The 16,133-nt window shown below is 61.5% G+C and carries 15 protein-coding genes; 10 read left to right on the top strand and 5 right to left on the bottom strand.

Annotated elements, in window-relative coordinates; translation table 11 throughout:
- Window positions 1-21 precede the first annotated feature (21 nt).
- Window positions 22-951 carry a LysR family transcriptional regulator gene (locus KGA81_RS02220; RefSeq protein WP_223544386.1) on the bottom strand — a complete coding sequence of 310 codons (930 nt, stop codon included), beginning with the start codon at window positions 949-951 and terminating at the stop codon, window positions 22-24.
- A gap of 226 nt (window positions 952-1,177) precedes the next feature.
- Here KGA81_RS02220 and KGA81_RS02215 point away from each other — a divergent pair, with 226 nt between their 5' ends.
- The 5 genes from KGA81_RS02215 to KGA81_RS02195 all read left to right on the top strand — a co-directional run bounded on the left by KGA81_RS02215 (window position 1,178) and on the right by KGA81_RS02195 (window position 7,074).
- Window positions 1,178-2,668, top strand: coding sequence for an aldehyde dehydrogenase (locus KGA81_RS02215; protein WP_223544385.1), 1,491 nt, complete (start codon window positions 1,178-1,180; stop codon window positions 2,666-2,668).
- 21 nt (window positions 2,669-2,689) lie between these two features.
- Entirely contained in the window at window positions 2,690-4,060 is a 1,371-nt protein-coding gene (locus tag KGA81_RS02210) for an aspartate aminotransferase family protein (RefSeq protein ID WP_223544384.1), read from the top strand.
- A gap of 394 nt (window positions 4,061-4,454) precedes the next feature.
- Entirely contained in the window at window positions 4,455-5,441 is a 987-nt protein-coding gene (locus KGA81_RS02205; protein WP_223544383.1) for an ABC transporter substrate-binding protein, read from the top strand.
- Between the two features lie 8 nt (window positions 5,442-5,449).
- Window positions 5,450-6,253, top strand: a complete 804-nt coding sequence (locus KGA81_RS02200) for an ABC transporter permease (RefSeq protein ID WP_007990681.1) — start codon at window positions 5,450-5,452, stop codon at window positions 6,251-6,253.
- Entirely contained in the window at window positions 6,241-7,074 is an 834-nt protein-coding gene (locus tag KGA81_RS02195) for an ABC transporter ATP-binding protein (RefSeq protein WP_223544382.1), read from the top strand. The genes KGA81_RS02200 and KGA81_RS02195 overlap by 13 nt, the downstream gene beginning before the upstream one ends.
- A 130-nt stretch (window positions 7,075-7,204) precedes the next feature.
- Here the strand turns inward: KGA81_RS02195 and KGA81_RS02190 are convergent, their stop codons facing one another.
- Both KGA81_RS02190 and KGA81_RS02185 read right to left on the bottom strand, forming a co-directional pair.
- A complete protein-coding gene (locus tag KGA81_RS02190) occupies window positions 7,205-8,284 on the bottom strand; it encodes an endonuclease/exonuclease/phosphatase family protein (protein ID WP_223544381.1) in 1,080 nt (359 codons plus the stop codon).
- 66 nt (window positions 8,285-8,350) lie between these two features.
- Window positions 8,351-9,025, bottom strand: a complete 675-nt coding sequence (locus tag KGA81_RS02185; protein WP_223544380.1) for a YciC family protein — start codon at window positions 9,023-9,025, stop codon at window positions 8,351-8,353.
- A gap of 178 nt (window positions 9,026-9,203) precedes the next feature.
- On the opposite strand from KGA81_RS02185, the gene KGA81_RS02180 reads away from it, so the two are divergent.
- From KGA81_RS02180 to KGA81_RS02170, 3 genes are all read left to right on the top strand, one after another.
- Window positions 9,204-9,986: a DUF2076 domain-containing protein gene (locus KGA81_RS02180; RefSeq protein WP_223544379.1), complete on the top strand. Its 783-nt coding sequence runs from the start codon at window positions 9,204-9,206 to the stop codon at window positions 9,984-9,986.
- A gap of 194 nt (window positions 9,987-10,180) precedes the next feature.
- Window positions 10,181-10,660, top strand: a complete 480-nt coding sequence (locus KGA81_RS02175) for an NYN domain-containing protein (RefSeq protein ID WP_007990686.1) — start codon at window positions 10,181-10,183, stop codon at window positions 10,658-10,660.
- Between the two features lie 22 nt (window positions 10,661-10,682).
- Window positions 10,683-11,294, top strand: a complete 612-nt coding sequence (locus tag KGA81_RS02170) for a PolC-type DNA polymerase III (RefSeq protein WP_223544378.1) — start codon at window positions 10,683-10,685, stop codon at window positions 11,292-11,294.
- 113 nt (window positions 11,295-11,407) lie between these two features.
- Here the strand turns inward: KGA81_RS02170 and KGA81_RS02165 are convergent, their stop codons facing one another.
- On the bottom strand, window positions 11,408-11,860 hold the full coding sequence (locus KGA81_RS02165) for an Lrp/AsnC family transcriptional regulator (protein ID WP_007990688.1): 453 nt from the start codon (window positions 11,858-11,860) through the stop codon (window positions 11,408-11,410).
- A 165-nt stretch (window positions 11,861-12,025) separates the two neighbouring features.
- On the opposite strand from KGA81_RS02165, the gene yedA reads away from it, so the two are divergent.
- Window positions 12,026-12,958, top strand: coding sequence for a drug/metabolite exporter YedA (gene yedA / locus KGA81_RS02160; protein WP_223544377.1), 933 nt, complete (start codon window positions 12,026-12,028; stop codon window positions 12,956-12,958).
- A 78-nt stretch (window positions 12,959-13,036) separates the two neighbouring features.
- A complete protein-coding gene (locus tag KGA81_RS02155; protein ID WP_223544376.1) occupies window positions 13,037-14,377 on the top strand; it encodes a DEAD/DEAH box helicase in 1,341 nt (446 codons plus the stop codon).
- A gap of 147 nt (window positions 14,378-14,524) precedes the next feature.
- On the opposite strand, the gene KGA81_RS02150 is transcribed toward KGA81_RS02155, so the two are convergent.
- Window positions 14,525-15,766 (bottom strand): TIGR03862 family flavoprotein, encoded by a 1,242-nt coding sequence (locus KGA81_RS02150; protein ID WP_223544375.1) that lies wholly within the window; start codon window positions 15,764-15,766, stop codon window positions 14,525-14,527.
- Between the last annotated feature and the right edge of the window lie 367 nt (window positions 15,767-16,133).

The following is a 16,133-nucleotide window of genomic DNA, read 5'->3' as shown; positions in this document are numbered from 1 at the left end:
CCTTCGCTGGCAAGCCAGCTCCTACAGTTGGGTGCGTGAGCTTTCGGATTTTGCGGTGAGTTGTTCACGGCAGTAGTCGGCAAACAACTGCGCCGGTTTGGTCAGTTGCCCGCGCTTGAGCCATGCCGCCACCAGCCCGGATCCGGTGACGTCTTCGGCAATGTTCACGCACACCACTTTCTGCCCGTCGTAGGTGCACTCCGAATGCGGCTTGGTCACCAGGATCGAAAAACCGAACCCCTGGCCAACCATGCCGCGCACCATCTCGATGGATGGCGAGCTGAAGGCGATGCGTGGGGTCAGGCCCAGCTCATCGAACAGACTGACGAAGTAGGTCCGGCTCGGCTGCACATCCAGAAGAATCATCGGCTCCAGGCACAGATCCCGCAGCGACACCTGTGCCTGCTGGGCAAAGCGGTGATCCGCCGGCAGCAATGCGTAAGGTCGTTGCGCCGGCATTAGCGGTTCGGTTTCGATGGTGCCGTCCAGGTCATGCTCGTAAAGGATCGCCAGATCGAAGGCGCCAGAGGTCAGGCCTTGCACAAGTTCTTGTTGTTCGCCGTCGCGGATGCGGATTTCCACTCCTGGGTACAACGCCGAAAAGCCGGCGATCAACTGCGGCAGGTACAGCGGTGCGACGGTTTCGAAACAACCAATATCGATCTGCCCGGACACCACATCGTTGTCGGCCAGGGCGTTCTGTTCGAACTCCCTGGCCATGCGCAGCAGTTCCTGGGCCTTGCGATAGAAGCGCGCACCGCTGGGGGTCAATGACACGCCCTGGGCGTGATGGCGGATCAGCAATTGCACGCCGAAGCTGTCTTCCAGCCCTTTGATGGCCGTGGAGATCGAAGGCTGGGCGATGTACAGCTTGCGCGAGGCCTCGGCGACGCTGCCGCATTCGACGGTGGTGATGAAGTATTTCAGTTGACGCAGATTGTAGGCAGCCACAGCAAACCTCGGGGGAGAACGGATCAGGCATCCGGGCAATTTGCGCGCCACCCCTATCCGCTCGGGCAGCGATTTGTTGTGGTTGAACAATAACCACATGCTGCGCCAGAAGGGAGATTGGCTACGTAGTTTTTTCTTGGCCTGCGAACACATTTTTACTGGTTTTCCACCGCTTGGGCCTGAGCGATTATCCAATACACAAGAATGTCCTCTGGAGCATCTGAACGTGTTCGAGCTTGAGTATTGGCAACGCAAGGCCGCTTCCCTGCGGTTTCCCGACCAGGCCGTGATCGGCGGCCAGCGCCGCGCGGCGCAGTCGGGGCAGACTTTCGCCGCGATCAACCCTGCTACCGGGCAATGCCTGGCCAACGTTGCCGCCTGCGGCGAAGAAGACGTGAATGCGGCGGTGCGTAATGCGCGGCAGGTCTTCGAGGCAGGCACCTGGGCGGCGCGCTCGCCGGCCGAACGCAAGCAAGTGCTGTTGCGCCTGGCTGACTTGATCCTCGAAAACCGTGAGGAGCTGGCACTGCTCGATTCGCTGAACATGGGCAAACCCGTCGCCGATGCCTACAACATCGACGTGCCGGGTGCCGCTGGAGTGTTCCGCTGGTACGCCGAAAGCCTCGACAAACTGTACGACCAGGTCGCGCCGAGTGCGCAGAACGTGCTGGCAACCATCACCCGCGAAGCCCTTGGCGTGGTGGCTGCCGTGGTGCCGTGGAATTTCCCCCTGGACATGGCCGCGTGGAAGCTCGCCCCGGCCCTGGCTGCCGGTAACTCGGTGATCCTCAAACCGGCCGAGCAGTCGCCGTTTTCTGCCCTGCGCCTGGCTGAGCTGGCGCTGGAGGCCGGGATTCCGGCGGGCGTACTCAACGTGCTGCCGGGCCTCGGCGAGCAGACCGGCAAGGCCCTGGGCCTGCACCCGGACGTCGATTGCCTGGTGTTCACCGGCTCCACCGAAGTCGGCAAATATTTCATGCAGTACTCGGCCCAGTCGAACCTCAAGCAGGTGTGGCTGGAGTGCGGCGGCAAGAGTGCGAACCTGGTGTTCGCCGATTGCCAGGACCTGGATCTGGCGGCCGAGAAAGCCGCATTCGGCATCTTCTTCAATCAGGGTGAAGTGTGCTCGGCCAACTCGCGGTTGCTGGTGCAACACTCGATCCATGACGAGTTCGTCGAACGCCTGAAGGCCCAGGCCGAGCGCTGGTTGCCGGGGGATCCGCTGGACCCGTCGAGCGCCGCCGGGGCCATCGTCGACAGCCGTCAGACCGCGCGCATCATGAAGTTCATCCAGCAGGCCGAGCAGCAAGGCGCGACCAGGGTTTGTGGCGCTCGACAGTCGATCTTCAACGGCTCGGACAACTTCATCCAGCCGACGATTTTTACCGGCGTGACGCCGGACATGCCGTTGTTTCGCGATGAAGTGTTCGGCCCGGTACTGGCCGTCACGGCGTTCGACGACGAGGCCCACGCCTTGCAACTGGCCAACGACAGCGTCTACGGTCTGGCGGCTTCGCTGTGGACCGACGACCTCAATCGCGCCCATCGTGTGGCGCGACAATTGCGAGCCGGTACGGTGTCGGTCAACAGCGTCGATGCGCTGGACGTGACCGTGCCTTTTGGCGGTGGCAAGCAGTCCGGTTTCGGTCGCGACCTGTCCCTGCATTCGTTCGATAAATACACACAGTTGAAGACCACCTGGTTTCAATTGCGCTGATAACAAAACGGAGAACTGGCGATGACCACACCACGTGACACCCGCGACTACCAGGCCGCCGACGCTGCGCACCACATCCATGCGTTCGTCGATCAGAAAGCCCTCAACGACGAGGGGCCACGGGTGATGGTCCGTGGCGAGCGCCTGCACCTGTGGGACAACGATGGCCGGCGTTACCTCGACGGCATGTCCGGGCTGTGGTGCACCAACCTCGGTTACGGGCGCAAGGACCTGGCCGCCGCGGCGAGCCGGCAGCTGGAACAGCTGCCGTACTACAACATGTTTTTCCACACCACCCACCCGCAGGTGATCGAGCTGTCCGAGCTGCTGTTCAGCCTGCTACCGGCTCACTACAGCCATGCGATCTACACCAACTCCGGCTCCGAAGCCAACGAGGTGTTGATCCGCACGGTGCGGCGTTACTGGCAGGTACTCGGCAAGCCCGAGAAGAAAATCATGATCGGCCGCTGGAACGGTTACCACGGTTCGACCCTGGCCGCGACGGCGCTGGGCGGCATGAAGTTCATGCACGAAATGGGCGGCATGATTCCGGACATCGAGCACATCGACGAGCCGTATTTCTTCGCCCACGAAGGCAACCTGACGCCGGCCGAATTCGGTCTGCGCGCGGCACAGCAACTAGAAACGAAGATTCTCGAACTGGGTGCGGACAAGGTCGCGGGTTTCATCGCCGAACCGTTCCAGGGTGCCGGCGGCATGATCTTCCCGCCGGAAAGCTACTGGCCGGAAATCCAGCGCATCTGCCGCAAGTACGACGTGCTGTTGTGCGCTGATGAAGTGATCGGTGGTTTCGGTCGTACCGGCGAATGGTTCGCCCACGAGTACTTCGGATTCGAGCCGGACACCCTGTCCATCGCCAAGGGCCTGACCTCGGGCTACATCCCCATGGGCGGCTTGATCCTGTCGAAGAAGATGGCCTCAGTGCTGGTGGAGCAGGGCGGCGTGTTTGCCCACGGCCTGACCTATTCCGGGCACCCGGTGGCGGCGGCGGTGGCGATTGCCAACCTCAAGGCGCTGCGTGATGAAGGCGTGGTGACGCGGGTCAAGGATGACATCGGCCCCTACCTGCAACAGTGCCTGCGCGAAGTGTTCGGCAAGCACCCGCTGGTGGGCGATATCCAGGGCACCGGCATGGTCGCGGCACTGCAACTGGCCGAAGACAAATCCACACGCAAGCGCTTTGCCAACGAAAACGATATTGCCTGGCGCTGCCGTACGATTGGTTTTGAAGAGGGCGTGATCATTCGCTCGACCCTTGGCCGGATGATCATGGCGCCGGCGTTGATTGCCAGTCGTGAAGAGATTGATGAGCTGATCAGCAAGACCCTGAAAGCGATGGATCGCACGGCGCAGGAATACGGCCGGCTCTGATCTTGCTGGAAGGTCCTGCGGACCTTATCGCGGGCAAGCCCGCTCCTACAGAATTTGTGTCGGTCGCACGTTTCGGGCACGACACATAACCTGTGGGAGCGGGCTTGCCCGCGAATGCTATGGCCCATTCAACACATTTCGATCGTCTTGCACCCACCTAGAGCAATCCCGTAAATAGCGCCTTTTGGCGGTGCGCGCTAACGAGTTTTTTCATCGTTCGCATCCACATATTTCCTCATTTTCCTAATCCCGCCCTTGGGCCAACATCGATCTCCCCAGCCAGCCCAATGCTGCACGCCGAAGGGTCCGTCAGAGACCACAGGCCGCAGCTGCATGAGGACCGCTGGCCGTACTGCCCATGACAAAACTAAATCAACAGCTTTGGGAGTGCTCCATGATCAAGTCCTTGCTTACCCGCGTTGCCCAGCCACTGGCGGTCAGCGCCATCGCCGCGACGGTCGCTACCAGCGCCCAGGCCGGCACCCTGTCCATCGGTCATACCACCTGGGTCGGCTACGGCACCCTGTACCTGGCCCAGGACCTTGGCTACTTCAAGGAAAACGGTTTGACTGTCGAGTTGCCGGTGGTCGAAGAAGCGGCGATGTACATGGCCGCACAAGCTTCCGGCGAGTTGTCGGGCTCGGCGTCGACCATCGACGAGGTGCTCAAGTACCGTCCGCAATTTTGTTTCAAGGCTGTTGCAGCACTGGACGACAGCCATGGTGGTGACGGCGTGCTGGTAGGCAAGGACGTCAAGAGCCTGCAGGAGCTCAAGGGCAAGGCCGTTGCGGTCAACGAAGGTTCGACCTCGCAGTTCTGGCTGTCGTATCTGCTGAAAAAACACGGCATGAGCATGAGCGACATCACCGTGCAGAACATGACGGCCGACGACGCCGCCACCGCGTTCATCGCCGGTCGCGTACCCGCCGCCGTGACCTGGGAACCGCACCTTTCGATGGTTCGCGACAAGCAGCAGGGCAAGGTGCTGATCGATAGCAGCAGCACGCCGGGGGTGATCGTCGACGTGGTCGCACTGAACTGCAGCGTCATCGAAAAGCAGCCGCAAGACGTCAAGGCACTGGTGGCCGGTTTGTATAAAGCCGTGCAGTACACCAAGGATCATCCGCAGGAAGCCTACAAGATCATGGCCAAGGGCGTTGGCGGTTACCTGGCCGATCCGAAAGAGCTGGAAGCCGCCGCCCAGGGTGTGCGCTTCTACGATCAGGCCATGAGCGAAAAACTTCTGGGCGCACCGGGCAAGCCGGGTGACAGCGCACCGCTGATCAAACTGGCCAACGAGACCGCCAGCGAGTTGCAAGGCAAGCCCTACAACGTCAGCAATGACGACCTGATCGACAACCGTTTCGTCACCCCGCTCTAGGAGGCTGCATGTTCAAGCGCAATTCATGGCTGAGCCGCTGCATCACGCCCAAGACCGGTTTGCCGGTCTCGGTGATCTGGAGCGCGAGCGGGTTGGCCTGGGTGCTGTTGGTCGGCCTGTGGGCCGGCTTGTCCTACGGTGGCGTGGTGCCGGGCATGTTTTTGCCGACGCCGGGTGCGGTGGTCGAGGCCGCCGTGCGCCTCGGTCGCGACGGCACTCTTGGCCAGCATGTGTGGGCCAGCGTCGAAGTGGTGATGGTCGGCTTCATCGTGTCGTCCCTGGTGGCAGTGCCGCTGGGACTGTTGATGGGCAGCTTCCGCATCGTCCAGGCCTTCCTTGAGCCGCTGGTGAATTTCATTCGTTATCTGCCGGTGACCTCGTTCGTGCCGCTGTTCATCCTGTGGATCGGCATCGGTCTGGAGCAGCGGGTGTCGGTGATCATTTTCGGCGTGTTCTTCCAGCAATTGGTGATGATCGCGGACGTGTCCAAAGGCATCTCCAAGGACCTGATCAATGCCTCCTATACCCTGGGTTCCAATCGTCGTGACGCGGTGCTGCACGTGATCGCCCCGGCGTCCCTGCCGGGCGTGCTCGACACCTTGCGGGTGACCATGGGTTGGGCCTGGACTTACCTGGTGGTGGCTGAACTGGTCGCCGCTTCCAGTGGCCTGGGTTACCTGAGCCTCAAGGCCATGCGTGGCTTTCAGGTGGACGTGATTTTCCTCGCCATCGCGATCATTGGCCTGCTGGGCCTGGTCACCGATCAACTGTTCCGTTTCCTACGCCTGAGGATCACCGCATGGGCTCAGTAACCGCCGCCACTCATCGTTTTGTCGCCCCTCAGACTGCTCCGGTGAACGCGCCACGGCTGCAGGTGGACAAGGTCAGCCTGCGCTACAAGAAGCCCGACGGCGGTACGTTCACCGCGTTGGAGGAAGTGTCGTTCGAGGTGCCGGACCAGCAATTTGCGGTACTGGTGGGGCCTTCGGGCTGCGGCAAGTCGAGCCTCCTGTACCTCACCGCCGGCCTGGCCGAACCGACCTCAGGCGAAATTTACGTCGGCGGCCAGCAGGTGGAAGGCCCCGGTGCGGATCGCGGCATGGTGTTCCAGAGCTACACGCTGTTCCCGTGGCTGACGGTGCGGCAGAACGTCGAGTTCGGCCTCAAGCGGCGCGGCATGCCGGCGGCGCAACGCAAGGACATCGTCGATTACTACGTCAATGAGGTGGGCCTGAGCGGCTTTGCCGACAACTACGCCAAGCAGTTGTCTGGCGGGATGATGCAGCGCGTGGCGATTGCCCGGGCGCTGGCCAATGACCCGCAGATCCTGCTGATGGACGAGCCCTTCGGTGCCCTCGACAGCCAGACGCGCCTGCAAATGCAGCAGTTGTTGCTGCGGGTGTGGGGCAATAGCAAGAAGACGGTGTTGTTCGTGACCCACGACATCGACGAGGCGATCCTGCTGGGCGATCGGGTGTATGTGATGGGCGCCAGGCCGGGGCGGATCAAGCAGATTCTGGACGTGCCGATCGAGCGTCCGCGCAACCTGGACATGGTCATGGAGCGCTCGTTCATCGAGATGAAACGCGAGATCTTCGGGCTGCTGCATGATGATCTGGAGGCGGTGCATTAAACCCCAAACACACATCCCCTGTAGGAGCTGGCTTGCCAGCGAAAGCGGTGTAACACACGACATTGATGCTGGATGTGCTGGCCTCTTCGCTGGCAAGCCAGCTCCTACAAGGTTTTGTGTTGATTCGAAACTACGGCGCAGCCGGCAACAGGAACCGGGCAATCACCGGCAGGTGATCGGAGATGCGCAACGTATCGTCCTGCCGCACCATCGCCTCGACCCTTTTGATCCGCGGACTGTAGAACAGGTAGTCGACGGTCCGGTCCGGGCCGTTCAGCCCGGGATCGTTCGGGTAATGGGTCAGCCAGCGTTCGCGGTCGATACCACTGGCTTCGTTGTTGGTCGGGATCATCGGATACTTGTCCCACAGGAGGTGCAACGGACTGTCGGCGGAGTAGGGCGTGCGTTGCACATCGGACAGGCGCCGATACTGGCCCAGCGGCAACAGGTTGAAATCCCCGCCGATCAGCCACGGCGTGCCACGGCTTTCGAATTTATCGAGAGTCCTGGCCACGGCGCTCACCTGGTTTTGCAAGGTATTGTCGGCTTGGGTCGCACGCTCCAGATGGGTATTGAGCACCGCCAACTGCCCGCCATCACTCAACGGCAAGTAGCTCACCAGCAAAGCGTCTTTGGGTTTGAACTGGCGGCTGACCGGATTGCCCGAGGTGATGGGTAGTTGCAGGCGTTCGGCATGTTCGATCCGGTAACGGCTCAGCGTCGCCAGTTGCCGGCCAACACTGCCGAAGATGTGCGGGTTCGGTACGAAGTCGGCCTTCCAGTCGAACGCGCTGGTGCCACAGGGATACAAGTCGGCGAGCCGTTCTTGCAACAGTTTGAACTGGTGCTGGTAATCGCTGGCCTTGGCGCCGTCGTCCAGTTCCTGCAACAGCACGATGTCCGGCTGTTCGTCGCGAATCACCCGTGCCACTTCGTCGAGGCTGAAAGCCATGTCTTCGAGTGTGGGACGTTCGTCGGTGCCGGCGGCCAGGTCATTCCAGAATACGTAACGCTTGCCGGCCAGGTACTGGACGTTCCAGGTCATCACCTTCAGCGCCTGCCCGGGGACCAGGGAAGGGGCCTGGGCACTGCAACTGACGGACAATACTTCTTTGGCGTCGGGGCGCCAGGTCAGGCTGTAGATCATCACGGTGATCAGGCCGATCACGATCAGCAGGCCCAGCAGGGTGTAGCGCAGTAGACGGGTCATGGCTCGGCTTATTAGCGTTGCAGGATTGCTCCCGAGCATACCCGAGAGCGATGGTCGCGCCCAAGGTCAGAGCGAGTTGTCATTTCTCTCAGGCAACGGGTTGATCAGCATGAACAACCGGAACAGCACCACGCTGGTAAACAGCTGAAGGAAACTGTGGGCACTGTCGATCAATAGTGAGACCACCGGGTTCTGAGGTTCCGGGTACGCCGCCAGCGTCACGCCCTTGAGCAGCCACAACGGTCCCATCACACACAGAATGCACAGCAGGATGCGCAGGAAGTGACCGCTGGTCAGGCGCAGGCTTTCCTTCATGGCCGCCAGCGGCGCCAGGCCGCGCAACACCAGCAGGTATTCGCCAAACGCCAGGGTCACCATCAGGTAGATGCCCGGCAGGAAATACAGCGACAGGCCCAGCAGAATCAATACTGTATTGAGCGCCGTCAGCAGGGCGAAGCGCGGCCACAGGCTCGCCGCCGTCGTCAGCAGTTCTCGGTTGCGCGGCGACTCGCCCCGGCTGCGGGCGTCGAGAAACAGAATCAGCGCGGCGGTGTACAGCGGGTACACCAGCAGGCCGACGATCACGCTGATGCCTGGGAAACTGTCCGGCTCAGTGGAGTGGTCGACCACTTGTTGCAGCAGCGCCTCAAGTATCACCAGCGGCAGGCACAGCTGCACGATCTGGCCCAGATTGCGCTTGAAGAAATACAGGGAGTCACGCAGCACATCTAACGGATTCATCAGTGGGGATCGCAGGTTGGAAGCAGTGGCTCACTTTAACCGATCAAGCGCCGGGGGACGCAAACGTAAACGTTCGGTAAAGGACATTGAAACATCTTGTTTCAGCCTCCATTAAGGTTGAGCACCTTATCCTCATTGGATAAAGGCAACGATTTTCCCGGCAATCTACGAGGTCGCCATGAACAGCGAAGAACAAACCCTGATCGATGGACTGTTTTCCCGGCTGCAACAGGCCGAAACGGACTCAGCCCCGCGCGACGCCCAGGCCGAGGCGCGGATCAAGGAACACCTGACGCGCCAGCCGGCGGCAGGTTATTTCATGACCCAGGCGATTCTGGTGCAAGAGGCAGCGATCAAGAGTCTCGACGAGCAGAACAAACAACTGACCCAGCAAGTCCAGCAACTGCAGGCCGAACTGCAACAGGCCAAGGCACAGGCAACCCCGGCTCCCGCTCCGGGTAGCGGTGGCTTTTTGTCGAGCATCTTTGGCGGCGGCTCTCGTGAGCCACAGCCCGCGCCAACCCAGAGTGCACCGCCATCGAGCGGTGGCTGGCGTGAACCGGGACGCTCGTCGTTCGGTGCGCAACCGCCACAGCAGAACTTCGGCGCGCCGCCGCAAAACTTTCCACAACAGGGCTATGCCCCCCAGCAACAGGCTCCGGCAGCGGCCGGCAGCAGTTTCCTCGGTGGCGCGCTGAAAACCGCCGCCGGCGTGGCGGGTGGCGTGATGCTGGCACAAGGCATCAGCAGCCTGTTCCATCACAATCAGCAACCGGAAGTCGTCGAAGTCATCAAGGAAGAACCGGCCCAGGTCAACGGCCAGGGCAACAATGGCTGGGGCGATGACCAGCGCATGGCCGGTAACGATTCCTGGAGCAACGATCAGGGCGGACTCAGCGACGCCGATTACAGCGATGACAACTCATCGTTCTTCGGTGGCGACGACGATTCCTTCGTCTGACCTGTGGCGAGGGAGCTTGCTCCCGCTGGACTGCGCAGCAGGCCCCTTGGATTTTAAAGTAAAGGGGCTGCTTCGCACCCCAGCGGGAGCGAGCTCCCTCGCCACATAGCCGATTATTCGCGGAACAATCCTTCGGGCTGGCATACTGGGCGACTTTTCGGGCCTGGTGCCTGATTCAGCCTTGAGGAAAGCCGGTGAAAAAAATCGCAGTGTTCGCCGATGTCCAGAACCTCTACTACACCGTGCGTCAGGCCTATGGTTGCCACTTCAACTACGCCGCACTGTGGGCTGACATCAGCAAACAGGGCGAGATCGTCGAAGCCTACGCCTACGCCATCGACCGTGGCGACAGCAAACAGCAGCAGTTCCAGCAGATCCTGCGCAACCTCGGCTTCACCGTGAAGCTCAAGCCGTACATCCAGCGCAGCGATGGTTCGGCCAAGGGCGACTGGGACGTGGGCATTACCCTCGACATCATGGATGCCGCCGACCATGTCGATGAAATCGTCCTGGCCTCCGGCGACGGTGATTTCGACATGCTGCTCGAACGCATCATCAGCAAACACGGGGTACAGGCGGTGGCCTACGGCGTGCCGGGCCTGACCGCCAACTCGCTGATCCGCGCCGCCAGCCGTTATGTGCCGATCGAAGGCGCGTTGCTGCTCAAGAATTGATTTTTACGGAGTTGAACCAGGTTTGGAACGCATAGCAGTCATCGACTTTGAAACCACCGGGATCTCCCCGAGCAGCAGCTGCCGGGCCACGGAAATCGCCGTGGTGATCCTTGAACAGGGGCGCATCGTCGAGCGTTACCAAAGCCTGATGAACGCCGGCGTGCGCGTCCCGGCCTTCATCGAGCAACTCACCGGCATCAGCAACGCCATGCTGCGCACCGCACCGTCGGCGGAGCAGGTGATGAACGAAGTGAATGAATTCGTCGGCACCACGCCACTGCTGGCGCACAACGCCGCATTCGACCAGAAGTTCTGGGACTTCGAACTGGGGCGGATCAAACGCACTCGCTTGCAGAACTTTGCCTGCTCGCTGCTGCTGGCCCGCCGGCTGATGCCCGCCGCGCCGAACCACAAACTCGGCACCCTCACCACGTTCGCCAACCTGCCCCACACCGGCAAGGCCCACCGGGCCATGGCCGATGCCGAGATGGCGGCCAACCTGACCACGCACCTGGCCGAGGAGCTTCGGCACAAGCATGGCTTGCGCGAGCTGTCTCATGACTTGCTGTGCAAGTTGCAGAAGGTCCCGGCGGCGAAAGTGGGCGAACACCTAAAGCGCTATCGCGGGTTCTGAATTCACCACACATCCCCTGTAGGAGCCGGCTTGCCGGCGAAGGCGTCGGATCGGCCTACAGCAGTTTCGACTGATGCACCGTCTTCGCTGGCAAGCCAGCTCCTACATGTCATTTATTTGCCGTTGCCTTCGATGTGTCCCAGCGGCACCCGTTTCTCGATGGCACTCGACAGCACAATCGACGTCTTGCTGAACCCGAACGTGGCAATCCGGTTGATCAGTTCTTCCAGCTCCGGCATCGAGCCCACCGCCGCTTGCATGATCACGCACGGGTCACCCGTCACCCGATGGCATTCGGTCAGTTGCGGGATTTTGATCAGGTCGTCGTAGGCTTTCTGGTTTCCATGCTGATTCAGGCGCAGTTCGATCACGCACTGGATCGGCAGGCCGAGCTTGGCCATGTCGACCTTTGCCTGATAGCCGGTGATCACGCCGCTGGCTTCGAGCTTGGCCACGCGCTCGGCCACGGCCGGGGCGGACAGGTTGACCTTGCGCGCCAGGTCGGCATAGGACGCGCGACCGTTTTCCAGCAGGGCGCTGAGCAGCATGCGGTCGTACTTATCCATCGGGGTGACTCCTGAAAATGGCCGACTTTCGAAAGCACGGTTTATCGCAAAAAACTCCGTGTTTTGAAAAGTGTACCGGTGCGATAAACAGGTTTTGTAACTTATTTTCCGTCGTTGGCCTTTCTAGAATAGCCGTTCACTTGTCTTGCCTGCGAGCTGCTCCCCATGCCTGGCCTCCGTCGTTTTCCCTTACCGTTGATCGCTGCCTTTTTCGCGTTGTACGTGATTTGGGGCTCGACCTACCTGGTGATCCGCATCGGCGTGGAGTCTTGGCCGCCGTTGCTGCTTGCGGGCATCCGCTTCGTGATCGCCGGAACCTTGATGTACGCCTTTCTGCGCTGGCGCGGGGCGCCGGCACCGACCTGGGCACAATGGAAGGCCGCGGGGATGATCGGCGTCTTGCTGCTGGCGTGCGGTAACGGTGCGGTCAGCGTGGCCGAGCATACGGGCGTGGCTTCCGGGGTGGCGGCTTTGGCAGTGGCGACGGTGCCGCTGTTTACCTTGCTGTGCGGATATTTCTGGGGCGCGCGTAATACCCGTCTCGAATGGGCCGGGATTGTGCTCGGCTTGATCGGCATCGCCATGCTCAACCTCGGTTCCAACCTGCAGTCGAGCCCGCTGGGTGCGGCCCTGCTGATTTTCGCGGCGGCGACCTGGGCCTTCGGCTCGGTGTGGAGCAAGCACCTGCCATTGCCTCAGGGCGCAATGGCCAGTGCCGTGGAAATGCTGGTGGGCGGCGTGGTGCTGCTGATTGCCAGCGCAGTCAGCGGTGAACACCTGGAAAAGGTGCCGCCGCTCGAAGGTTGGGCCGCGTTGGCGTATCTGACAGTGTTCGGTTCGATCATCGCTTTCAACGCCTACATGTACCTGTTGAAACACGTGCGCCCGGCGGCGGCCACCAGTTATGCCTACGTCAACCCGGCGGTGGCGGTGTTGCTGGGGATCGTGTTCGTTGGCGAGACTATCGGTATCGAGGAAACCCTGGCGATGGCAGTGATCATCAGCGCCGTGGTGCTGATCGGTTTGCCGCAGTGGCGTCGCACGCCAGCGCGGCCAGTGGTGCCGACGGCAGTGCCGACAGAATCCCGTGTGAATTAGGGTAAACTGCGCGCCATTGCATCTTGTTTTGCACACTTGTTTTGAACAACCCGCGCTGAATTTTCCTACGGTACTCCCATGACTTTCGCCACCCTTGGCCTGATCGAACCCTTGCTGCGCTCCCTCGAGAAGCTCGGCTACCAGACTCCAACGCCGGTTCAGGCGCAAGCCATTCCGGCGGTGCTGGCCGGTCGTGACCTGATGGCCGCCGCCCAGACCGGCACGGGCAAGACCGCCGGTTTCGCCCTGCCGCTATTGCAACTGCTGGCCATGGAAGGGCCGAAAGTCACCGCCAACTCGGCCCGCGCGCTGATCCTGGTGCCCACCCGCGAGCTGGCCGAACAGGTTCACGAAGCCGTGCGCCAGTACGCCGAAAACCTGCCGCTACGTACTTACGCGGTGTACGGCGGGGTCAGCATCAACCCGCAGATGATGAAGCTGCGCAGCGGCGTTGACCTGCTGGTGGCGACCCCGGGCCGCTTGCTCGACCTGTTCCGCCAGAACGCGCTGAAGTTCAACCAGCTGCAGACTCTGGTACTGGACGAAGCCGACCGCATGCTCGACCTGGGCTTTTCCGAGGAACTGGCGAACATTTACCGTGCTCTTCCGAAGAAACGTCAGACGCTGTTGTTCTCCGCGACCTTCTCCGATGACATTCGCCTGCTGGCCGGGCAGATGCTCAACGACCCGCTGACAGTCGAAGTCAGTCCGCGCAACGTTGCGGCCAATACCGTCAAGCAATGGATCGTGACGGTGGACAAGAAGCGCAAGCCTGAACTGTTCGTGCACCTGATGCGCAAGGGCAAGTGGAAGCAAGTACTGGTGTTCGCCAAGACCCGTAACGGCGTGGACGCGCTGGTGGAAAAACTCCAGGGTCTGGGCATCAATGCCGACGGTATCCACGGCGACAAACCCCAGGCGACCCGCCAGCGTGCGCTCGACCGCTTCAAGGCGAGTGAGGTGCAGATCCTGGTCGCTACCGACGTGGCGGCTCGGGGCCTGGACATCGAAGACCTGCCGATGGTGGTCAACTTCGATTTGCCGATTGTCGCTGAGGACTACATCCACCGTATCGGTCGTACCGGCCGCGCGGGCTCGACGGGCGAGGCGATTTCCCTGGTGTGTGCCGATGAAGTGAATCTGCTGTCGGCCATCGAGATGCTGACCCGTCAGACCTTGAAGCGTCAGAACGAGCCGGACTTCGAGCCAGAGCACCGCGTGCCGGACACCGATGCCAGCGGCCAGGTTGTCAAGAAACCGAAAAAACCGAAAAAGCCCAAGGCTTCCGGTGGTGGCGGTGGTAAACGCAATCTGGGTCGGTGGGTTGATAGCGGAGAGGTTGCGCCGGCGGAACCGTCGATCAAGCCTGTGCGCAAGGTACCGGTGTTCAATACTGGGCCGCGTAAGCGCAAGCCTTAAGATTCGCAGCGTTAATTAAACCGCCATCGTCGGAACGCCGCCCGGAGCAAGCTCGCTCCCACAATGGATCAGTGTCGTTCACAAATTCTGTGTTCACAGAAGATCAATGTGGGAGCGAGCTTGCTCGCGATGGGTACGACTCGATCTTCAAGCCTCGCGCCGCAACCACTCCACCATCCCCAACCCCGCCGCCCGCCCGCTGGCGAAGCACGCGGTCAGCAGATAGCCGCCGGTCGGCGCTTCCCAATCGAGCATTTCCCCGGCGCAAAACACGCCAGGCATTTGCTTGAGCATCAATCGCTCATCCATCGCCTCGAACAACACACCGCCAGCACTGCTGATGGCCTCGTCCAGTGGACGGGTTTTCACCAGGGTCAATGGCAATGCCTTGATCGCGTTGGCCAGCAAGGCCATGTCGGCAAAGCAGTCGGCGCTGGTCAGTTCACGCAATAGCGCCGCTTTTACCCCGTCGATACCCAACTGACTGTGCAGGTGCTTGGCCATGGAGCGCGATCCCCGGGGCTTGTTCAACGCTGCCGCAACTTTATCCACAGGCCGGCCCGGCAACAGGTCCAGATGAATGGTTGCCGAACCGTTTCGGTTGATCGCCTCGCGGATCGGTGCCGACAGGGCATAGATCAAACTGCCTTCGATCCCGGTGGCGGTAATCACGCATTCGCCGAGCCGTGGCACGTCGTCGTTAAGGCCGATGGCGATGTTTTTCAGCGGCGCGCCGGCGAATTTGCTGACCATCAAGTTGCTCCAGGTGTGCACCTCGAAGCCGCAATTACTGGGTTGCAACGGTGCTACTCCTACGCCGTGTTGCTCCAGTGGCAGCATCCATGCGCCGTCCGAGCCCAGGCGCGACCAACTGCCGCCGCCGAGGGCGAGCAGGGTGGCGTCGGCTTGAACGGTTTTTTCGCCTTCCGGGCTGTCGATGCGCAAACCGCCGTGCTCGTTCCAGCCGAGCCAGCGGTGGCGGGTGTGGATAACTACGCCGCTGTCGCGCAGGCGCTTGAGCCAGGCGCGCAGCAGCGGTGCGGCCTTCATGTCGGTGGGGAATACCCGGCCGGAGCTGCCGACGAAGGTTTCGATGCCCAGATCGTGAATCCACTGGCACAACGCTTCGGCGCCGAAGCCGCGCAGCAGCGGGGCGATCTGCGGGGCGCGTTCGGCGTAGCGCGAGAGAAACGCCGGGTAGGCTTCAGAGTGCGTGATGTTCATGCCGCCGACGCCGGCCAGCAGGAATTTTCGTCCCACCGAAGGCATGCCGTCGTACAGGTCGACCTTGATCCCGGCCTGGCTCAACACTTCGGCCGCCATCAGTCCGGCGGGGCCGCCGCCGATGATCGCGACGTGAGGGGGAAGGGCTGGCGAGGATTGGGTCATGGGATGCGCTGCGGTATGACGGAATAGGCCGGGCATTCTATCAGCCCCGTCCCCTGTGGGAGCGAGCTTGCTCGCGATAGCGGTGTGTCAGATACATATGTGCTGAGTGTGCCGACGCCATCGCGGGCAAGCCCGCTCCCAGTGTGCCCGGCATGGGCCAAAACCAGTCACCTGAAAAGTGGTGACCAGAATGAGTGACGAGAACTGTAGTGAAACGCAAGGGGGAAGCCGCGAGGCCAGCCTGAAAGAAGCGTGTAGCAAAGGCGCGACCGCAGGAACACGAACAAGCAGCGAGGCCGGATGCGGGCGATGAGTGTGCTGGGAGCCACGAAATCCAACCGTCACCGAAAGACGCATCAGGTAGAGC

The organism is Pseudomonas sp. A-B-19 (assembly GCF_019947515.1).
GTDB lineage: Bacteria > Pseudomonadota > Gammaproteobacteria > Pseudomonadales > Pseudomonadaceae > Aquipseudomonas.
The sequence above is the reverse complement of the archived record's forward strand: the minus strand, read 5'-3'. Positions and strand labels throughout refer to the sequence as shown.

Excerpts from the sequence above, each read along its gene's own strand:
- KGA81_RS02210 (WP_223544384.1), top strand. The coding sequence starts at position 2,690 with ATGACCACACCACGTGACACCCGCGACTACCAGGCCGCCGACGCTGCG.
- KGA81_RS02165 (WP_007990688.1), bottom strand. The coding sequence starts at position 11,860 with ATGGATAAGTACGACCGCATGCTGCTCAGCGCCCTGCTGGAAAACGGT.
- yedA (WP_223544377.1), top strand. The coding sequence starts at position 12,026 with ATGCCTGGCCTCCGTCGTTTTCCCTTACCGTTGATCGCTGCCTTTTTC.
- KGA81_RS02185 (WP_223544380.1), bottom strand. The coding sequence starts at position 9,025 with ATGAATCCGTTAGATGTGCTGCGTGACTCCCTGTATTTCTTCAAGCGC.
- KGA81_RS02180 (WP_223544379.1), top strand. The coding sequence starts at position 9,204 with ATGAACAGCGAAGAACAAACCCTGATCGATGGACTGTTTTCCCGGCTG.
- KGA81_RS02150 (WP_223544375.1), bottom strand. The coding sequence starts at position 15,766 with ATGACCCAATCCTCGCCAGCCCTTCCCCCTCACGTCGCGATCATCGGC.
- KGA81_RS02205 (WP_223544383.1), top strand. The coding sequence starts at position 4,455 with ATGATCAAGTCCTTGCTTACCCGCGTTGCCCAGCCACTGGCGGTCAGC.
- KGA81_RS02195 (WP_223544382.1), top strand. The coding sequence starts at position 6,241 with ATGGGCTCAGTAACCGCCGCCACTCATCGTTTTGTCGCCCCTCAGACT.
- KGA81_RS02155 (WP_223544376.1), top strand. The coding sequence starts at position 13,037 with ATGACTTTCGCCACCCTTGGCCTGATCGAACCCTTGCTGCGCTCCCTC.
- KGA81_RS02190 (WP_223544381.1), bottom strand. The coding sequence starts at position 8,284 with ATGACCCGTCTACTGCGCTACACCCTGCTGGGCCTGCTGATCGTGATC.
- KGA81_RS02200 (WP_007990681.1), top strand. The coding sequence starts at position 5,450 with ATGTTCAAGCGCAATTCATGGCTGAGCCGCTGCATCACGCCCAAGACC.